The sequence below is a fragment of the Methylibium sp. Pch-M genome (assembly GCF_004136295.1).
GTDB lineage: Bacteria > Pseudomonadota > Gammaproteobacteria > Burkholderiales > Burkholderiaceae_C > Methylibium > Methylibium petroleiphilum.
In genome coordinates, this window is sequence record NZ_CP029606.1 from 1,336,207 (window position 1) to 1,353,727 (window position 17,521).

Sequence of the window (17,521 nt, forward strand, 5' to 3'; positions counted from 1 at the left end):
GTGCCGGGGGTGCTCGGGCCTGAGCGAACCACCATGGGCCATGTCGTGTCTCCTGCTCTGTTCTGCTTTCGTCAAGCGCTCGCCGCGGCGCGAGCGACTTCGACGTCACTGAGCAGTGCCCGTGCCAGACAAGCCAAGTGCTTGTCGCGATTGGAAAAGCGGGCCTGAACGGCGAGCAGGCGCCGTCCGGCGCCCGACAAAACTGTCCGATCGCGCCGCGGAACTGACAAAAACGTCAGGCCGCCCCCGACGGCTGCGCTAGGACCCCCGGTGCTTGAACCGGTAGGCGAGCTGACGACGCGTGAGTCCCAGCTGCCGCGCCGCCCGCGTCAGGTTGCCGCCGGCCCGCCGCACGGCGAGCTCGACGAGGCGAGCCTCGTGCTCCTCGAGATCGAAGCCCTCCTGCAACAGGCTTTCGTAGAGCCGCTCGCGGCTCGGATCATTCGGGTTGGACACGATCCCGGACGGTCCCACCGAGGCGCCTTCGTCGAGGGGAGGCGGCGGACCGGCGAACAGGTGCTGGACCTCGATCTCGCCGCCCGCCGGGGCCAGCAGCACGCCGCGCTCGATCAGGTTCTCCAGTTCGCGCACGTTGCCCGGCCAGGGGTGGGCCATCAGGGCCTGCAAGGCGCGCTCGCTCAATCCGAGAGACCGCTTCTCGTAGACATCGCAGTACTTGTCGATCAGGGCCGTCGCGAGGAGCTGGATATCGCCCCGGCGCTCGCGCAGCGGCGGGATCGTGACGGGATAGGTCGCGAGGCGGTAGTAGAGGTCCGAGCGGAACCGCCCCTCGGCGATCGCCCGTTGCAGATCGACGTTGGTCGCCGCGACGAGCCGGACATTGACCTTCTGCCCCCGATCGCCGCCGAGCGGCTCGACCTCGCCGGTCTGCAGCACGCGCAACAGCTTGACCTGCGCCGCAGGCGACAGGTCCCCCACCTCATCGAGGAACAGCGTCCCGCCGTCGGCGCGCTCGAAGCGCCCCGGACGCGACTCGTGCGCACCGGTGTACGCACCCTTGCGGACGCCGAACAGCTCGGCTTCGATCAGGTCGTGCGGGATCGCACCGCAGTTGATCGCCACGAAGGGCTGCTGCGCGCGGGGGCTGTTCTCGTGCAGCCAGCGCGCGAACATTTCCTTGCCGACGCCCGTTTCACCGAGCAACAGCACGCTGATCGGGCTGTTCGCCGCCTGGCTCAGCAGGCCGAAGGCGGCGCGGAAGGCCGGTGCGTGGCCGATCAGGCGGCCGGGCGAACGACGCTCGCTCAGCTTGTTCCGCAGTTGCGCAAGCTCCGCCTCGAGCTCGCGCAGTTGCCCGTCGAGGTTCTCCGCACGAAAGTAGTCGACGTACGTCGCGTCGCCCCACGCCTCGGCCGGCTTGCCGACGATCACGCACTTGTCGTGCCCCTGGCAGACACACTGGGTTTCGCGAAAGACGATGAAGCGCTGGAAGAAGCGCGTCACGTAGCCCGAGGCGTAGCCCACCAGGCTCCAGCAAGCCGGCATGTCACCCTGGCCGAAGTGCTGGATGTGCGACTCGGCTTCCCAGGAGTTGTGCCAGTCCACGGCCCCCAGGAAGCTGCCCTGCTCCCAGTCGATCTGCACGTCGGTGATGGTGGCCTTGACCAGGCCCTCGAAGGCATGCAACTCCGGGCCGATGCGGAAGACATCGTAGTTGTCGCCCTCGCCGTGGAGCTTGCGCGCCAGGTCGGCGTCGTGCTGACCGGAAACGAACCCCATGCGCAGCAACAGCCCCTGGGCGCGGCGGGCCCCCAGCGTATCGAACAGCTCGTGGCGCAATGCGCCGAACGCCTTCGCATGCATCAGCAGCATGCGGTTCTCGTCGAGCCAGATGTGCCCGGTGTCGACGCTGAAGCGCAGCCTGGACCGCAGGTGGAATTGCTCGATCAGCTTCTGCCTGCTCGTGTCCGCCATCTTCGCCTGCTCTCCAGGGTCGGCCGCCACACGCGCAGCGGCCGAGTGTCAGCGCGTAGGGTACCCCGATGTCCGTGACGTCGGGGTGGCGCGCGGCCCCCTGCCGATGCGCATCGCCCCGTCAGATCGCCTTGAACAGCGGGCTGCGCACGCGCTGGGCGTCGGCGGCGGAGAGGAACTTCTCGGTGTAGATGTCGCGCTCGAACAGGCGGCCCTGCATCAGCGTGGAGATGCAGGCATCGATCATGGCCGGCGGTCCGCACAGGTAGGCCTTGTGGCCGCGGAAGTCGTTGCCGAAGTGCGCCTTCGCGGCCTCGTGCACGAAGCCGCGCGCGCCGTGCCAGCCGCTGCCTTCGGGCTCGTGCGACAGCACCGGCACGTAGCTGAAGTACGGGTGCCGCGCGGCCAGCGCCTCGAAGTCCTCGTGGTAGTACAGCTCGCTCCGGTGGCGCTGGCCGTACACCAGCGTTATCGCCGGGGGGCTGCCCTGCTCCAGCAGGTCGAGGATCATGCTGCGCGGACTCGACAGCCCCGAGCCCCCGGCCATGAACAGCATCGGCAGGCGCGCCGAACGGCGCACGAAGAAGCGGCCGTAGGGCCCCGACAGCTTCAGCGTGTCGCCCACCTTCAGCGCCTCGTGCAGGTAGCCGGTGCCGGCGCCGCCGGGCACGATGCGCACGTTGAGCTCGATCTCGCCGCCCTGCGACGGCGGGCTGGCCAGCGAGAACGCGCGCCGGATGCCCAGCCCCGGGATCTCGAGGTTCACGTACTGGCCGGCCTGGAAGCGGATCGGTGTGTCCAGGCGCAGGAACAGGCCCTTGATGGTGGGCGTGAGCGCCTCGATGCGGGTCACGCTGCCGACGTGGTCGCGCACCGGGATCAGCTCGGCGTCGGGATCCTCGTCGATGTCGGCCTCGATCACGGTGTCGGACTGCAGCGTGGCGCAGCAGGCCAGGGTCTTGCCCTCGTCGCGCTCGAAGTCCATCAACGCGAACGGCGAGGCCTCGCCGTGCTCCACCTCGCCGTCGATCACCTGCACCTTGCAGGTCGCGCACAGGCCGTGGCAGCAGGCGTGCGGCAGCCAGATCCCCGCGCGCAGGCAGGCGTCGAGCACGGTCTGCTCGGGCTCCACGTCGACCGAGGCGCCGAGCGGCTCGATCCTCAGGCGGTAGCTCATGGCGCTCAGAAGCCCACGCCGTAGAGGCCCGCGAGCTCCGGCGTGCGGAAGCGCAGCACCGACTTGTGGGCCAGGCCGTTGTCGGCCAGGCTCGCGTCCGCGTCCGGCTCGAACGGCTGCCCGGCGCGCAGCCATTGCACCCGCGCCCAGTCGATCTGCGCGAACTGCGGGTGCTGGCCGAACAGCGCAGGCAGCACCTGCCCGACCAGCGCGCCGAACGGCATCTGCGGCGGCACCGGCACGCACAGCGGCGTGGCGTACATCAGGTGTTGGTCCCAGCCGATGGCCAGCAGCTGCTGGCCGTGGAACTTGTCCACGCTGTCCTTCATGTCCCCGTGGTAGTCGGGGCGGATGGCCTTGACGCTCATCGTCGTGTCTCCTCAGGCGGACCGGCGTTCGGCGGCCTGGCTCCGGGCCAGGGCGTCCGCGGTGGCGGCGGGCGCCGCCATGTTGGCGGGGCGCTGGGTCCAGCGCTCCCAGTTCACCGCATCGATGTGGGTGGCGAAGTCGCCGCCGTCCACCCCCGGCGCGATGCCCATGTACTTCAGCGCCTCGACCAGCGGGTTGAAGTCCGGCGCCGTCGGGTCGACGCCCGGGTTGAAGTAGTTGCCCTGGTAGATCTGGTGCACCGGCAGGTGCGCGTGGACGTACTTCTCGGGCTCGTTGCGGAAGATGTCCCGGCAGCCGTCGGAGCAGCACTGGAACTTCTCGCCGAGGTAGGTTTCCTCGCGGTAGGCGATCTGCGTCGGATCGTCGGGCTCGGTGAACAGCAGCGGCCACTGGCACACCTGGCACAGCTGCGGCAGCGTGGCGTTGACGAAGGGCTTGCCCTGCGCCTCCATCTCCCGCCAGTGCTCGTAGCGCGGCCGGTAGTAGCGGTCGAAGGTGTCGGGGTACTTGGCCGACAGCCAGTCCATCTCCTCGTCGCTCGGCAGCCAGACCGGGAAGCCGGCGGCATGGCGGAACTGGTAGAAGGTGCACCAGAGCTGGTGCCCCACGTGGCCCTTTTCCTTGACGGTGACCTCCCAGTGCTTGGGCATGCGGATGCCGTAGCGCGCCAGGTCGGCGAACAGCGCGCCGCCGTTCTGCTCGAAGTAGATCTCCCAGGCCTCGCTCCAGCTCATCACGCGCTTGGGCAGCATGTAGTCCATCATCGTGGCGAGTAGCGTGAGCAGCCGGTAGCCGCGCCAGAACCACTTGTCGATCCAGCCCTGCACGATGGGCACGTTGGCCGGGTCCTGCTCCAGCAGGAACTTGATGACCTCGATGCCCAGCGTCATGTGGCGCGCCTCGTCGCTCTGCGCCGAGAAGCCGAACGACACCGTGGACATGTCGCCGTTGTAGGCCGCGCCGGACGCCCAGGGCATGAACACCAGGTTGGTCAGCACGTATTCGAAGGCGAACGAGATCGCGGTGATGAACTCGAACGGGCCCGCGGTGATCGCGTCCTCGAAGAAGGACTTCGGGATCGACAGGTACCAGGTCCGGTCGAACATCAGCGGGAACTCGCTCAGCCCGGTGAAGTACTTGTTGTACTGGCTGATCGCGTGGATCTGCGTCTGCGCATGGCGCAGCTCGTCGATGGCCTGCATCTGCGCCGCGATGCGCGGCCCCACGCCCGGGAACTCGCGGCCGAGGATGCAGAAGCCGCGGTGCGACGCGTACTCCAGCGGGCTCACGCCGGTCAGGAAGATCTTCAGCGCCTGCAGGTAGCGTGCGTCGCTGACGTTGAACTGGCCGCTGTTCTGCTGGAAGGCGTCGATGATGGCGTAGAGCTTCTTCTCCTTCTCGCCCTGGTACTTCCAGTAGGCGTCCATCGTCAGGCGGAACGGGTCCTCCCACTTGTCCCAGTCGTGGATCTTGATGCCCTCGAAGGCGACGGTGCGGAAGATCTCGTCCTTGGGCTGGTAGCTCGGCGCCCAGTCGAGGCCGCGCGTGAGCAGCGCGTAGTTTTCCTTCAGGGACAGCTTCCGGGCTTGCGGGGTGTCGTTCATGGGGTTCTCCGTGGCGCCCTCAGGCGGCCTTCCATTGCAGGATGAATTCGTCGTCGGTCTCGTCGATGCCGCCGGACAGCGAGATCAGGTTGAGCTGCAGCTCGCGCAGGTCGAAGTCGCGCCCGATGCGCTCCTCGATCGACACGCGCCGGATCACCAGCGAGCCGGGCGCGTCGATCTTCACCATCGCCGGGTAGTCCTGGACCACCGCGTGCGGGTTGTCGGCCTGGATGGCCTCGACGATCGGCAGGGTGTCGTTGTTGGCCTGCAGCGCGATGAACACGGGCTGCAGCGAAGTGGGCGCGTTCATGGCACGCGCCTCAGGCCGCCAGGCCCAGACGGGCCAGCCGCGCACCAAGGGCCGCATCGGCCGCGGCCAGCGCGCCCGCGCCCTGCTCGCCCAGCGTGGCCTCGGCCAGCGGGGCCAGCGCCGCGTTCAGCGCGCCACGCCAGTGCGTCACCCAGCCCTGGATCAGCGCCCGGTTGGCCTCGCTCTCCGCCGCCGCGGTCTTGACGGTCGCGTCGACCCACTTCACCGTCTCGTCCTGCCAGCGGTTGATGTGGTCGAGCACGGTCGACAGCGCCGGGCCGTGGCGCTGCGCCATGTGCGCGTCGAAGTGCTGGTAGCACAGCGGGTAGAGCAGGCCGTCGGCCACCAGCGTCTGCGCCACCAGGACCTCGAACCAGTCGCGCGTGACGAACAGGTTCTCCACCTCGCGGCGCAGGCCCTGCCAGGCCGGGTGCTCGACCCAGTGGCGGTGCGCCTGATCGAGCGCCGCGCCGGTGTTGCCGTCCACCAGCAGGCCGATGCGCGAGAGGTGCTGCGCCAGGCCCAGGCGGTCCATCGCGCCCATCACCGCGGCCTGCGTCACCGCGGTGCCCCAGCCGTAGGCGGCCACGTGGCTCAGGTTGGTGTTGGCGCCCCACTCGTAGTGGCGCAGCGGCACGAGCGCGAAGACGATGGCCTCGCGCGCCTCGGCCGGCAGCTGCGCCAGCAGGGCGCGCCGGTCGGCGAACTCCATCTGCCGGTCCAGCGCCTCCTGCTGCTTGGCGCGCGCCATCGTGTAGCTGCCGTAGTAGTACTGGCGCGGGTCCTTCAGCGCGTACCAGTCGGCCATCTCGACGGCGGTGCGGCGCTTGTCGTAGAGGTCCCGCTCGGGGTCCCACAGCGGCTTGTAGTGGTGGTTCACCTCGGACTGGATGTCGTAGGTGGCCTCCTGGTAGCGCGTGGCCGGCTTGTCGCCGAAGCGCCGCGCCAGGTGCCCGAAGGTCTGGCGCACCGGCTTGACGGTCTGGGTGCGGATTTCGACGGTCATGGTCTGTTTGTCTCCTGGTGTTCTGGTGTCTTGTCGTTCCGGTGTCGGGGCCGTGGGCTATTCGTCGGGTCCGTGCCGGCCGTAGCGCCACTTGGCCTGCTCGGCGTCGATGCGCGCGCCTTCGGCCGCGCCGAGCGAACGCGCCCGCTGCGCGGTGCAGAAGGCGTCGAAGGCCGGGCGCGGCAGGATCAGCTCCACCCACAGGTCGGGGTCGCCGAGCGAGAAATCGAACTCGACGAAGCCGTCGCGACGCTCGTTGCGCAGGCGCACCCAGCAGGCCGGAGCGGCCCCTGGCGGATGAAACGGCACGACGGACATGCGTGATGAAACGGGGGTCGAGATGACCTGCTTTCGCACGGCCTGTGCCATCGCGCCAGGGTCTAGGGAACACCCTGATCTTTGGTCGCCGCGAGCGCCGGAATCGGCCTCGCGAACGCGTTTGAGGCCGTGTCGCGAGCCGCTCGGCTCAAACGCGTGTATCAATTCATGCAGGTCGCCGCTAGCATTCCGCGGCCTGCACTGTCTGAATTTCTACAAGCGCCGCCCATGGCCTCGCACAAGACCCCGTCTCCCAAGAGCGCCGCCACGCCGGCGATCGACGACCTCGTGTCGCGCATCCACTTCGACGCGCGCGAAGGCCGCATCTGGCTCGACGAGCAGCGCATGCTGCTGATGCACGTGTCGGGTCAGGGCGTGCTGCGGCAGGAGCTGATCGAGAGCCTGGGCATCGATCGCGCGCGCGGCCTGATCACGCGCGTGGGCTACAACTCCGGCTCGCACGACGCCGACCTCGCACGCAAGCTGCGCGGCTCCACCCACCCCACCGAGGCCATGCTGGTCGGCCCGCAGCTGCACATGCTGGAGGGCGTGGCGCGCGTCGAGCCGGTGCGGCTCGACATGAACGAGGAGCACGGCCGCTTCTACGGCGAGTTCAACTGGCACGGCTCGGCCGAGGCCGAGGAACACATCCGCCTCTACGGCATCGGCACCGACGTGGCCTGCTGGCAGCAGGTGGGCTATGCCTCGGGCTTCGTCAGCCGCTTCATGGGCCGGCCGGTGATGTTCCGCGAGGTGCAGTGCTGCGCGCAGGGCGCACCGCACTGCGTGATCGTCGGCCGCCCGGTCGAGGACTGGGAGGACGCCGACGACGACCTGCGCTCGCTGCAGGCCGACAGCCTGAGCAGCGGCCTGAGCGCCGCCAACCGCGGCGCCGCGGCGGCGCCGGAGGCGCGCTCGCTGCTCGGCGGCGAGGACGTGGTGGGCGTGTCGGCCGGCTTCAACGCGGTGTGCCACATGATCCGCCGCGCCGCCGACACCCAGGCCACCGTGCTGTTCCAGGGCGAGAGCGGCGTGGGCAAGGAGGTGCTGGCGCGCAGCCTGCACCGCATCGGCCCGCGCGCGGCCGGCCCCTTCGTCGCCATCAACTGCGCGGCCATCCCCGAGGAGCTGGTGGAGGCCGAGCTGTTCGGCGTGGAGAAAGGCGCCTACACCGGCGCGGTGAGCAACCGGCCCGGCCGCTTCGAGCGCGCCGACGGCGGCACGCTGTTCCTCGACGAGATCGGCATCCTGGCCTGGCCCGCGCAGGGCAAGCTGCTGCGCGCGCTGCAGGAGCGCGAGGTCGAGCGCGTGGGCGGCACGCAGGCGCGCAAGGTCGACGTGCGCGTGGTCGCGGCCAGCAACCTGAACCTGCGCGAGGAGGTCAAGGCCGGCCGCTTCCGCGAGGACCTGTTCTTCCGCCTCAACGTGCTGCCGGTGCGGGTGCCACCGCTGCGCGAGCGGCGCGAGGACATCCCGGTGTTCATGAACCACTTCCTGCACAAGTTCAACCAGCGCGACGGCCGGCGCGTGAGCGGCTTCACCAGCCGCGCGATCGACGCGATGCTGGCCTACGACTGGCCGGGCAACATCCGCGAGCTCGAGAACCTGGTGGAGCGCGGCGTGGTGCTGGCGCCCGACCAGGGCGCCATCGACACCGTGCACCTGTTCTTCGGCGGCGAGCAGGTCGACGGCGGCCTGCTCGCGCTCAAGCGCGACGGCTCGCTGCACGCCGGCCCCTCGCCGCTCGACGCCGCGGCCGAGGGCGAACCCGGCCCCCACGGCCCGCAGGAGCTGGGCCAGCGCGTGATGGCGCTGCTGAGCGGCAGCGGCGACGTGTCCAGCGCGCCGCTCGACCAGATCGAGGCCGCGCTGATCCGCAGCGCCATGGCGCGCACCCACGACAACCAGTCCGCCGCGGCGCGGCTGCTGGGCATCACGCGCGCGCAGCTCATCTACCGGCTGCGCGCGCTGGCACCGCCGCCGCAGGGCTGAGCCGCGGCCTCGGGGCCCGGCGGATACCTACAAGGTATCGCGACAGCCCAGTATCGGTATTGGACCGCTAGGCGGAGCGCTTCCTACACTTCCCCGCAACCGCTCGACAACAACAACAAGCTGCCGCGACCGCCGAGACGTCGCACGAGCCCACCGCACACCGCCACCTCGAGGAGACCCCCCATGGCAATGACCGGAGTGCTGCGTCCCGGCCACGCGCAATTGCGCGTGCTCGACCTGGAAGTCAGCCGCAAGTTCTATCGTGACGTGATCGGCCTCGTGGAGACCGGCACCGACAAGCAGGGCCGCGTGTACTTCAAGTGCTGGGACGAGCGCGACCACCACAGCGTGGTGCTGCGCGAGGCCGACACCGCCGGCATCGACTTCGTGGGCTACAAGGTGCTGGACCGCGCCACGCTCGACCAGCTGGAGCGCGACGTGCGCGCCTTCGGCCTGGAGACCGAGCGCGTGCCGGCCGGCGACCTGCTGGAGACCGGCGAGCGCGTGCGCTTCCAGCTGCCCACCGGCCACCTGTTCGAGCTGTATGCCGACAAGAAGCACGTGGGCAACGGCCTCGGCCAGGTGAACCCCGCGCCTTGGGGTCCCGACTCGGAGCGCGGCATGGCGCCCACCCGCCTGGACCACTGCCTGCTGTACGGCACCAACATCGCCGCCAACAAGAAGCTGTTCACCGAGGTGCTGGGCTTCTACCTGGTGGAACGCATCCTCGGCCCCAAGGAAGCGGGCGAGCCCGAGGTGGCGATCTTCCTGGCGTGCTCGCACAAGACGCACGACATCGCCTTCGTCGAGTACCCCGAGCCGGGCAAGCTGCACCACCTGAGCTTCCGCATGCCGACCTGGGAGCGCGTGCTGCGCGCCGGCGACATCATGGGCATGAACAACGTGCCCATCGACATCGGCCCCACCCGCCACGGCACCACGCGCGGCGAGACCATCTATGCCTGGGACCCCTCGGGCAACCGCTTCGAGACCTTCTGCGGCGGCTACGACCCCTATCCGGACAGCGAGCCCATCACCTGGACGCACGACGGCTTCGGCCACGGCCTGGACTACCCGAACGGCAAGCTGCACGAGAGCTTCCTCACCATCGTGACCTGAGGCCGGGCGTGCGGGGCCTTGTGCGGCCCCGCGGTGGCGACCGCGCCTCGCTCAGGCCTTGGCCGCCTCCGGCGTGGCGGCTGCAGCGGCGCTGCCGCGGTTGAGCGACTTCTGCATCGGCCCGATGGCGCGCACCACCACGTCGCTGCTCGGGTAGATGCAGCAGGCCAGCACGCGGTGGCAGGCCTCGTCGTCGGCGTTCACGTGGCTGCGGCTCATCACGCGCTTGCGGTACTGGCCCGACACCACCTCCACCTTGCACACACCGCAGCCGCCGCCGCGGCAACCCACCGGGATGCCGCGCTTGCCGAGCCGCGCCAGGCCGACCAGCACGGTCTCGGCGCTGTTGCAGGAGTAGGCCTCGCCGGTGTCGGCGATCGTGACGCGGTGCGATGACGGACAGGGGTGGACGGACACCTCGGGGCTCCTCTCAGGGTTATCACCGTGCAGCGGCCGGCGTGCGCCGATCCGCGGCGACGCGAAGATACTTGAGAGCCCGAGGCAAAGCCAATACCGTTCACGCCCGGCGGCCATACCCGCTGGGTCGTCCTCCCCACCTTTCCCTGCACCTCATGGACCTGCGACACCTCAAGTACTTCGTGGCGGTGGCCGAGGAGCTGAACATCGGCCGCGCCGCGGCCCGGCTGCACATCTCCCAGCCGCCGCTCACGCGGCAGATCCGCGCGCTGGAAGAAGAGCTGGGCGTCGACCTGTTCGTGCGCACGCCCAAGGGCGTGGAGCTCACGCAGGCCGGCGAGATGTTCCGCACCGAGGCCAACAACATCCGCATGCTCGTGGAGGGCGCCATCGACCGCGTGCAGCGCGCCGGCGAAGGCAAGCTCGGCCGGCTGGACGTGGGCATCTTCGGCTCCGGCATCTACGGCGTCATCCCGGAGCTGCTGGAGGCCTTCCGGACCCGGCTGCCGGGCGTGAGCATCGTGCTGCACACGATGAGCAAGAACGAGCAGATCGAGGCACTGCGGCAGCGCCGCATCACCGTGGGCTTCAACCGCATGATGCCGCCGCTGCCCGACATCGGCCGCGAGCTGGTGACCACCGAGCGCCTGCTGGTGGCGGTGCACGAGAGCCACCCGCTGGCCGGGCTGGCGGCGGTGCCGTTCCGCGCGCTGGCCGACCACCCGCTGGTGCTGTTTCCGAACGTGGGGCGGCCGAGCTTCATCGACAAGGTGATCGAGCTGTGCAAGCAGCAGGGCTTCGAGCCGCACATCGCGCAGGAGGTGGGCGACGCGGTGACCGGCATCGCGCTGGTGGCCAGCGGCTACGGCCTCTCGCTGATCCCCGAATCGATCACCTCGCTGCAGATGCCGCGCGTGGTGTACCGCCCGCTCGCCGACGCGCCGCAGGCCACCATCGACCTGAGCTGCCTGTACCGCGCCACCGACCCCTCGCCACTGCTGCGGTCGTTTCTGGGCATCGTGCGGGAGTACCGCGACAAGTGGGAGCGGCGGGAGTGAGTGCAGGACTGCATGAAGGCCGCGATCGGCAAGGCCGCCGGTGGGCCGACAGCCTGGCGACCCTTCCCGCTTGAACGCCCTGCCCGCCCCTGGCCGCGCGGCCTGCTCGCACTGCCTGCGCCCCCAGGCCACCTGCCTGTGCGCGCTGGCGCGCCCGACCGACCATCGCACCGAGGTGCTGGTGCTGCAGCACCCGCAGGAACAGCGCCAGGCGAAGAACAGCGTGGCGCTGCTGCGCCTGTCTCTGGCGCACTGCGAGGTGGTGGTCGGCGAGCGCTTCGCGCCTGAAGCGCTGCAGTCCCTGCTGCACCGCCCCGGGCGGCAGACGCGGCTGCTCTACCCGGACGTGCCCGCCGCGCCCGCGCCGCCGGCGCCGGCAACGCCAGCGGACGCGCCGCTGCGGCTGGTGGTCATCGACGCGACGTGGCGCAAGAGCCTGCGGATGCTGCTGGAGCACCCGGCCCTGGCGGCGCTGCCGCGGCTGCCGCTGGAGGCCCCGGCGCCCACGCGGTACCGCGCCATCCGCGCGGCGCGGCGCGCCGACCAGGTGTCGACGCTGGAAGCCACCGTGCAGGCGCTGGCGATGCTGGAGGGCCCGGGCTTCGACGCTGCGCCGCTGCTCGATGCGTTTGGCTGCTTCGTCGCTGGCGTGGCGGCGCGGCAGGGGTCTCGGGTGAACTTGGGCCGAGCAGCGCCCAGTACTCCGGCGGAACGCCAGTGAAGGCTGGCTTGAGACTGAAGGCGGTAGTTCGCAATCGGCAGTCTCAGCGGCTGCTGGAAATGCGACCGGACATTCGTCGGTGCACGGCCTACGCTACTGCTGCAGTTCCAAGACCAGGCAGTTGGAGCATCGTAGATTCGCCGGAAGCAAAACAACTGCTCCTGGTTGCTGTCGGTGGACTTCTTGATCTGATCTTCGCTGCCTGCTCTACTAAATTCCGCCACTACAAAAGCGGTCGACGACCTCTATTGCTCATCGCCGCTCGAAGTGCCGTTGTCATTCTTGGTCTGATGATCGCCGGCGTTCTCGGAACTGTCAGCAGGCTCAACGTCAGCGGCGGGAACGTCGCGATACGGGTAGAAGCCATGCCGACCCACGCCGGGCACTTTCGAGAACACGATGGGCTCCAACGATGTCAAGAGGGACGGAGGGATGGTCTCGTTTTCTAGGACAACGATCTGGCCGTTGCCCGCCCAAGTCGAAAGCCAGCTGTAGAACCTCTCGCGCACCGTGCCGAGGGCGAGGTCAGGCGACGCCGTCTGCACTGGATCAGCGTATGCCTTCAAGGGCGAGTCGATGACTGTCACGCCCAGGTGGGGGTAGCCGCGGCCGACGGCGTGCTCCATCAACGCGATGACAAGCGCAGACAGGTACAGCGACCGCAGACCAGCGCCATAGCTAAGCCGCGGCCGGTCGTTGATGACGATGTCGCACTCTTCGGCATCCAGCGAGATGTTCTCGATGTCGTTGAAGCCCCAGGCTATCAGGAGCTCTTTGACGTGGTCGGCAACAGCTCGGCCATCGGTGCCTCCGTCGCGATTCATGTCTACGCGCCCGCGAACCTTCAGCTTCTTGAGCCTGGCAATCTCAGCAGCCAGCCGCTCGAGCTCGTCAAGGATGGCCAGCTGAGCCGAGAGCTCCGAGCGCCGCACCGCAAGAGTTTTGGGGTCGGCCGAGAACTCGATGCGCGCACCGTCGACGACCATGGCCTCGCGGTTCTGAAGCGCATTCAGCGTGCCGGTCAACTCCTCAGCAGCAACGTGCAGACTTGCGTAGCGCCGTTTCTCCCGCTCTAGCGCAGCGGACAGGCCAAGGCGCAGAACCCGAATCTTTTCGGTCTCGGCCGCGATGGCGGCTCGATAGTCCTTTGGCTCGGTCGGGCTGTGGTTATGCGTTTCAGCCGTATGCGGAGCTGCGCCGCACAAAGGACACGGGACAGCTGGCAGGGCGTCAAAGAACGCGGTGCCCTCGCTCGTCGCGCCGAGGCGCGAGAGGTCATTTGCGTACTTCAGGTCGAGCAGTTCGAAGCGCGCAACCATCGACTGCGCATGGTTGCGCTGGTTTGTCGCCGTCCTCAGCCCATCCGACGCGTCGGCTATCTGCTTGCGCAGCTCCTTGAGTTTGGCCGCACGCGCTTCATACTGGCTCGTGATGGCGGCGAGCGTGTTGTCCACCCTCTCGATGGCGTCGGCGACCTCATCGCGGGTGACATCAGCTGGGAGGCCTGCCTTGACGCGCTCAAACGAAGCTTCCGCTGACGTGAGCTGGCCCTTGATTCGCTCAACCTCAGACTTGGTCTTGGTGAGCTGTATGGATGCGTCGTCGTTTCCGCTCAAGAACAGGTTGAACGACGAGATGCGCTTCGTGATGCCGAACCCCAGCCCGCTGGTCGCGTGCTCGGCCGGAATCTCCGTTTGCGACCACAGCGCCCAGTGTCGGACGTCGTCCCCAGTGACGGGTCCACGCTCGCTCTGATTGCGGAGGATTTGCCTGCCGGCGGCTCCGGACAGCTCCACGAGCAGTTCGCTGATGTCGGTCTCGACCGCCTCAAAGACCTGGTCGTCTTCAACGCCTAGAGGCCGAGCCCACACCGCGGCTTCGCCGCCGAACAGAGAGCGGCGAACTTCAAACTCTCGCTCTCCGGACGTGAACCTGAGCCTCAGTTCTTGATAGCCGCGCGCCAGCGGGAACGGCTTCGGTGGCTTGTCGCCGCCCAGCAGATACCAGAGGCATCCACGCACGTAGGACTTGCCAGTGTCGCTCGGGCCGACGATGACCCGCCGCTTGGGATGGAACTCAATCTCGGCGTCCGGTAAGCCGGGGCCAGTCGAGGTGAGCTTTCCGAGATTGATGCCCATCGTTGTTATCCGTGCCGCACGACGGCTTCAATTTCAGCGCCCCACAGGTGGCCGCTGGCGGCGAACTGCGACGTCAGAGCGCTCGAATCTGCAGCCCCAAAAATGCGGGCTGCCCATTCGCACCGGCGCTCAAGCTCCCGCATGTATTGCGACGTGAGGGAAGTCGTCATCGTGCGGGCTGCACCGCCGGCGAAGTAGGTGATGCCGTCGGCGCCCCACGATGCGGTCACCAGCGCGCGCGTGCTCATCAAATGCAGCCCGCGCTCGATCAGCTCTCGCCGGCTCAGCAGTTCTGCGCCACGGAACGGGATGGGGGTGTGCAGGCTACTGGGGCCATCCAGGTCGGCCGAGTAGACGATGGCGTAGTCGAGAAGCACCAGCTTCTGGAGGTCGGCACCTCGCGGGGACAGCGCCTGCAGCAGGTAGACCATGCGCAAGCCCAACTCGAAAGGCGAGTTGAAGACGGCAACGGCCGGACGCCTCACTTGACCCACTTGAGCCTCTTGGCGTTGGCGAGGTGGTGGCAAGTGCCGGGCAGATCGCCAGGTCTCAGCCGCGGCGCCAAGACACTGTCGTTGACCTTGAGCGTCTGCGAGTTGGTCAAGCCGGCCTCAAGCCGGTCAAGCCCGTTGGTGTGCTTGGGGCTATTCACGGATGAACGAACGCCGGCATGGACCATGTCCAAGAGGCGCACGAACTCATGCTCGCCATAGAGGTCTCGGCTGAAGGTTTTCAGCCCTTCCGCGCAGTAAAACGACGTGCGCTGGTCGTGGAAGTGCTCGGCGAAATCCGGCGACTTCAACAGGTCATCGAGAGACAGCGCATTGCCACTAAATTCTGAGTACACCTGCAGCAGCGCCTGGATGTAGTTCTCTTCTTCCTTCGTCGGCACGGCGGGCGCGTCCGGGTCTTCCATCCTCTCGGGCACGATGCCAAACAGGGCATGGTGAGCGGCGCGGTCAAGGGCGTGCCATTTGAGGATATCGCGCAGTTGGCACTCGACGATGGTCGAGAAGTCGTAGGCCTGGACCAGGGCAAGCTGCGCGGGCGTGAAGTCAGCGACTATGGCCTTGAGCCCGGTGGCCCCCTTTTGCCAGTCTTCAATGAATCGCTGCTTAAATGCCGCGTGGTCAGCAAGCAGGTCGAAGAGGTCGCTGCCGACGCCTCGCGGCGCACAGATCAGATACTGCCGGGGCGGCACATAGCTTCCCGCGAGCAAGTGCTTGAAGAACTTCGCCAGTTCGGAGAAGAAGTCCGTGGGCGCCAACGGGCTACCGTAGTGCTTGCCCTGGTACAGGTCCCAGCGTCCTGCCTCGCGTTTGGGCACGAGGCGCGCCTCGATGTCTCGCCCCTTGTCGTTGGGGCCACCGAGCCGCTTAACGAAGGCGTACTTGGTGCCTGCGGGGTCGAGGGGCCGCAACCGAACAGCGACCTCGACGAATTCTTCCCATTGCGGCGGCTCGAAATGCAGGACTTGGGCGGAGGGCGGTAAGACTCCGCCCCTCACCACGAAGCGGTTCGCGCGCGTCTGTCGGCCGGCTTTGGGGGAAGTGACCATATTCCTGGCGCCCGAGCTCATACCCGTTATTGGCGCCCCTCTCCATCTGCGCGCCGATGTTACAGGGTATGCCTTCACTAACCGATCCTGGCACTCACCTGGCGATTCGGGCTGCAGCAGTGACCATGTCCGTTGAGAACGCCACTCAGCCGGCGAAAGCCCAGAGACGCGCTGGGCTGACCGAAGACCGCTTGGCAACCAGAAGCGTAAGTTGCGGCTTGGCAGGTGAGAGACAGCAACCGCTGCATGCCAGTCACACGCATGGCAGCTGGCTTCAGAGCGAACGATCATTAACATCGAGCGCGATGCCTGACGATGCGACGTCCGGCCTCCGACGACGCATGTCCCGTGCGACTCGCGCACACGTAACGATTGCCATCATCGGAGCAGCGGCGAAAGCCGCGAAAAGCCAGAACGCGGCCCGTGAGGTCCCGATGGATCCGTTCGCTTCGGTCAATCCGGAAAGGTTTGCTACCACGCCGGCGAGGGCTGCTCCGCTCGCTGTGGCAAAAAGCTGGACCGTGGTGATCGACGACGACGCCAGCGCCTGCTCTTGGGCCGGTGCGACTTGGAGAACACGAGTCAAGAGGTGGGGCCAGGCCAATCCGACGCCGAAGCCCACGACGAAGAGAGCGAGACCCATCGGAGCCAGGCTGGTCCAACTTCCACTGGTGCGCAACGGGACCAGCGCTGCGAGCGCCACCATGCCGATCCCTGCAAGCACAGGGGACACGCCGATCGAGCGCCTTACCCGACGACCTGTAGCTCCTGCACTTGCGACGGACGCGACCGTCCAGCCGCCGGCCATCAGCGCTGCAAGGTAGCCGGCGATGAGCGGCGTCTGGCCGTGCAGCACCTGGAGGAACAGAGGTACGAATATCTCGCTTGCTGTCACCGCGACCGCGAGAAGCCCCAGGCTTAGGTATAGCGCCGCCAGCGGAGCACTCGGCTCAAAGGCCTGCCGCGGCAGCAGACGACAATTGGCCTTGCGCTCGACCACTACGAAAAGCGCCGTCAGAGACAGGGCGGTGACGATGCCGACGAGATTCCAAGCCAGAGCAGGCCGAATGCTGCTGATCGAAAGGGCCAGCACCGCGGCACTCAGCAATGCAAGCTGCTTCATTGGCACGCCCGTATCAAAGCTCGAGCGGTCCCCTCGCTTGGGTAGGACCAGCAGCGCCAGCACGATGAAGACACCGGTCGCGGGCAAGAGTGACCAGAACGCATAACGCCAAGCTCCCACCTGCGCGAAGATGCCACCGACCGCCGGCCCTATCAGCGTGGCCACGCCCCACATGCCTGAAACAAGCGCCATCGCCCTGGGCCATAGGGCCTCGGCAAACACGAGCCGGATCAAGGCATAGGACAGTGCGAACAGCAGACCGCCGCCAAAGCCTTGGATGAGGCGACCGGCGAGCATCGACGACATGGCAGGGGCGGTCGCACAGAGCAGCGTACCGGCTGCGAACACAAGGCCAGCGGACATGTAGACGGCTCTCGGGCCCACCCATTCGATGGCCCGCGCAGCGAGCGCCGATCCGACGATCGATGCCACGACGAACAGCGTGGTGTTCCATGCGTAGTAGTCCAGTCCTCCAATGTCCGCGACGACCGAGGGAAGAATCGTCGTCGCGATGTAGACGTTGATGGCGTGAAGTGCCACGCCACCGGCAAGTGCGATCGAGCGCACCGCGTTCCGACCTCCCAAGAGGTCGGACCAAGTGGCTCGATCTCGATCGAAAGAGTTCATGGGCTGTGCAGGTTGGTCGCTGTGTCGT

The 17,521-nt window shown here is 67.8% G+C and carries 16 protein-coding genes; 4 read left to right on the forward strand and 12 right to left on the reverse strand.

What is annotated here, in order from left to right; all coding sequences use genetic code 11:
* Positions 1 to 258 precede the first annotated feature (258 nt).
* The 7 genes from C1M51_RS06315 to C1M51_RS06345 all read right to left on the reverse strand — a co-directional run bounded on the left by C1M51_RS06315 (position 259) and on the right by C1M51_RS06345 (position 6,740).
* Positions 259 to 1,935 (reverse strand): sigma-54-dependent Fis family transcriptional regulator, encoded by a 1,677-nt coding sequence (locus tag C1M51_RS06315; protein ID WP_129448721.1) that lies wholly within the window; start codon positions 1,933 to 1,935, stop codon positions 259 to 261.
* Between the two features lie 121 nt (positions 1,936 to 2,056).
* Complete coding sequence (locus tag C1M51_RS06320) at positions 2,057 to 3,112, reverse strand: NADH:ubiquinone reductase (Na(+)-transporting) subunit F (protein WP_129448722.1); 1,056 nt, start codon at positions 3,110 to 3,112, stop codon at positions 2,057 to 2,059.
* 5 nt (positions 3,113 to 3,117) lie between these two features.
* A complete protein-coding gene (locus C1M51_RS06325) occupies positions 3,118 to 3,480 on the reverse strand; it encodes a phenol hydroxylase subunit P4 (RefSeq protein ID WP_036236412.1) in 363 nt (120 codons plus the stop codon).
* A gap of 12 nt (positions 3,481 to 3,492) precedes the next feature.
* Positions 3,493 to 5,106, reverse strand: a complete 1,614-nt coding sequence (locus C1M51_RS06330) for an aromatic/alkene/methane monooxygenase hydroxylase/oxygenase subunit alpha (protein ID WP_129448723.1) — start codon at positions 5,104 to 5,106, stop codon at positions 3,493 to 3,495.
* 19 nt (positions 5,107 to 5,125) lie between these two features.
* Positions 5,126 to 5,416 carry an MmoB/DmpM family protein gene (locus C1M51_RS06335; protein WP_129448724.1) on the reverse strand — a complete coding sequence of 97 codons (291 nt, stop codon included), beginning with the start codon at positions 5,414 to 5,416 and terminating at the stop codon, positions 5,126 to 5,128.
* 10 nt (positions 5,417 to 5,426) lie between these two features.
* The gene (locus C1M51_RS06340; protein WP_129448725.1) at positions 5,427 to 6,422 is read right to left on the reverse strand and encodes an aromatic/alkene monooxygenase hydroxylase subunit beta; all 996 of its coding nucleotides are present in this window, start codon (positions 6,420 to 6,422) and stop codon (positions 5,427 to 5,429) included.
* Positions 6,423 to 6,479: 57 nt separating this feature from the next.
* The gene (locus tag C1M51_RS06345) at positions 6,480 to 6,740 is read right to left on the reverse strand and encodes a phenol hydroxylase subunit (RefSeq protein WP_036234607.1); all 261 of its coding nucleotides are present in this window, start codon (positions 6,738 to 6,740) and stop codon (positions 6,480 to 6,482) included.
* A gap of 228 nt (positions 6,741 to 6,968) precedes the next feature.
* On the opposite strand from C1M51_RS06345, the gene C1M51_RS06350 reads away from it, so the two are divergent.
* Both C1M51_RS06350 and C1M51_RS06355 read left to right on the forward strand, forming a co-directional pair.
* On the forward strand, positions 6,969 to 8,732 hold the full coding sequence (locus tag C1M51_RS06350; RefSeq protein WP_129448726.1) for a sigma-54-dependent Fis family transcriptional regulator: 1,764 nt from the start codon (positions 6,969 to 6,971) through the stop codon (positions 8,730 to 8,732).
* 183 nt (positions 8,733 to 8,915) lie between these two features.
* The gene (locus tag C1M51_RS06355; protein WP_129448727.1) at positions 8,916 to 9,851 is read left to right on the forward strand and encodes a catechol 2,3-dioxygenase; all 936 of its coding nucleotides are present in this window, start codon (positions 8,916 to 8,918) and stop codon (positions 9,849 to 9,851) included.
* Between the two features lie 51 nt (positions 9,852 to 9,902).
* On the opposite strand, the gene C1M51_RS06360 is transcribed toward C1M51_RS06355, so the two are convergent.
* A complete protein-coding gene (locus C1M51_RS06360) occupies positions 9,903 to 10,268 on the reverse strand; it encodes a 2Fe-2S iron-sulfur cluster-binding protein (protein ID WP_129448728.1) in 366 nt (121 codons plus the stop codon).
* Positions 10,269 to 10,423: 155 nt separating this feature from the next.
* Between C1M51_RS06360 and C1M51_RS06365 the strand changes: the two genes are divergently transcribed.
* The gene (locus tag C1M51_RS06365) at positions 10,424 to 11,326 is read left to right on the forward strand and encodes a LysR substrate-binding domain-containing protein (RefSeq protein ID WP_129448729.1); all 903 of its coding nucleotides are present in this window, start codon (positions 10,424 to 10,426) and stop codon (positions 11,324 to 11,326) included.
* Positions 11,327 to 11,396: 70 nt separating this feature from the next.
* A complete protein-coding gene (locus C1M51_RS06370; RefSeq protein WP_129448730.1) occupies positions 11,397 to 12,047 on the forward strand; it encodes a tRNA-uridine aminocarboxypropyltransferase in 651 nt (216 codons plus the stop codon).
* Positions 12,048 to 12,292: 245 nt separating this feature from the next.
* Here the strand turns inward: C1M51_RS06370 and C1M51_RS06375 are convergent, their stop codons facing one another.
* From C1M51_RS06375 to C1M51_RS06390, 4 genes are all read right to left on the reverse strand, one after another.
* Positions 12,293 to 14,185 carry a hypothetical protein gene (locus C1M51_RS06375; RefSeq protein WP_207207807.1) on the reverse strand — a complete coding sequence of 631 codons (1,893 nt, stop codon included), beginning with the start codon at positions 14,183 to 14,185 and terminating at the stop codon, positions 12,293 to 12,295.
* A gap of 5 nt (positions 14,186 to 14,190) precedes the next feature.
* On the reverse strand, positions 14,191 to 14,616 hold the full coding sequence (locus C1M51_RS06380; protein WP_129448731.1) for an ABC-three component system middle component 2: 426 nt from the start codon (positions 14,614 to 14,616) through the stop codon (positions 14,191 to 14,193).
* A gap of 50 nt (positions 14,617 to 14,666) precedes the next feature.
* Positions 14,667 to 15,743: an ABC-three component system protein gene (locus tag C1M51_RS06385; protein WP_129448732.1), complete on the reverse strand. Its 1,077-nt coding sequence runs from the start codon at positions 15,741 to 15,743 to the stop codon at positions 14,667 to 14,669.
* A gap of 274 nt (positions 15,744 to 16,017) precedes the next feature.
* Positions 16,018 to 17,493: an MFS transporter gene (locus C1M51_RS06390; protein ID WP_129448733.1), complete on the reverse strand. Its 1,476-nt coding sequence runs from the start codon at positions 17,491 to 17,493 to the stop codon at positions 16,018 to 16,020.
* Positions 17,494 to 17,521: the final 28 nt, after the last annotated feature.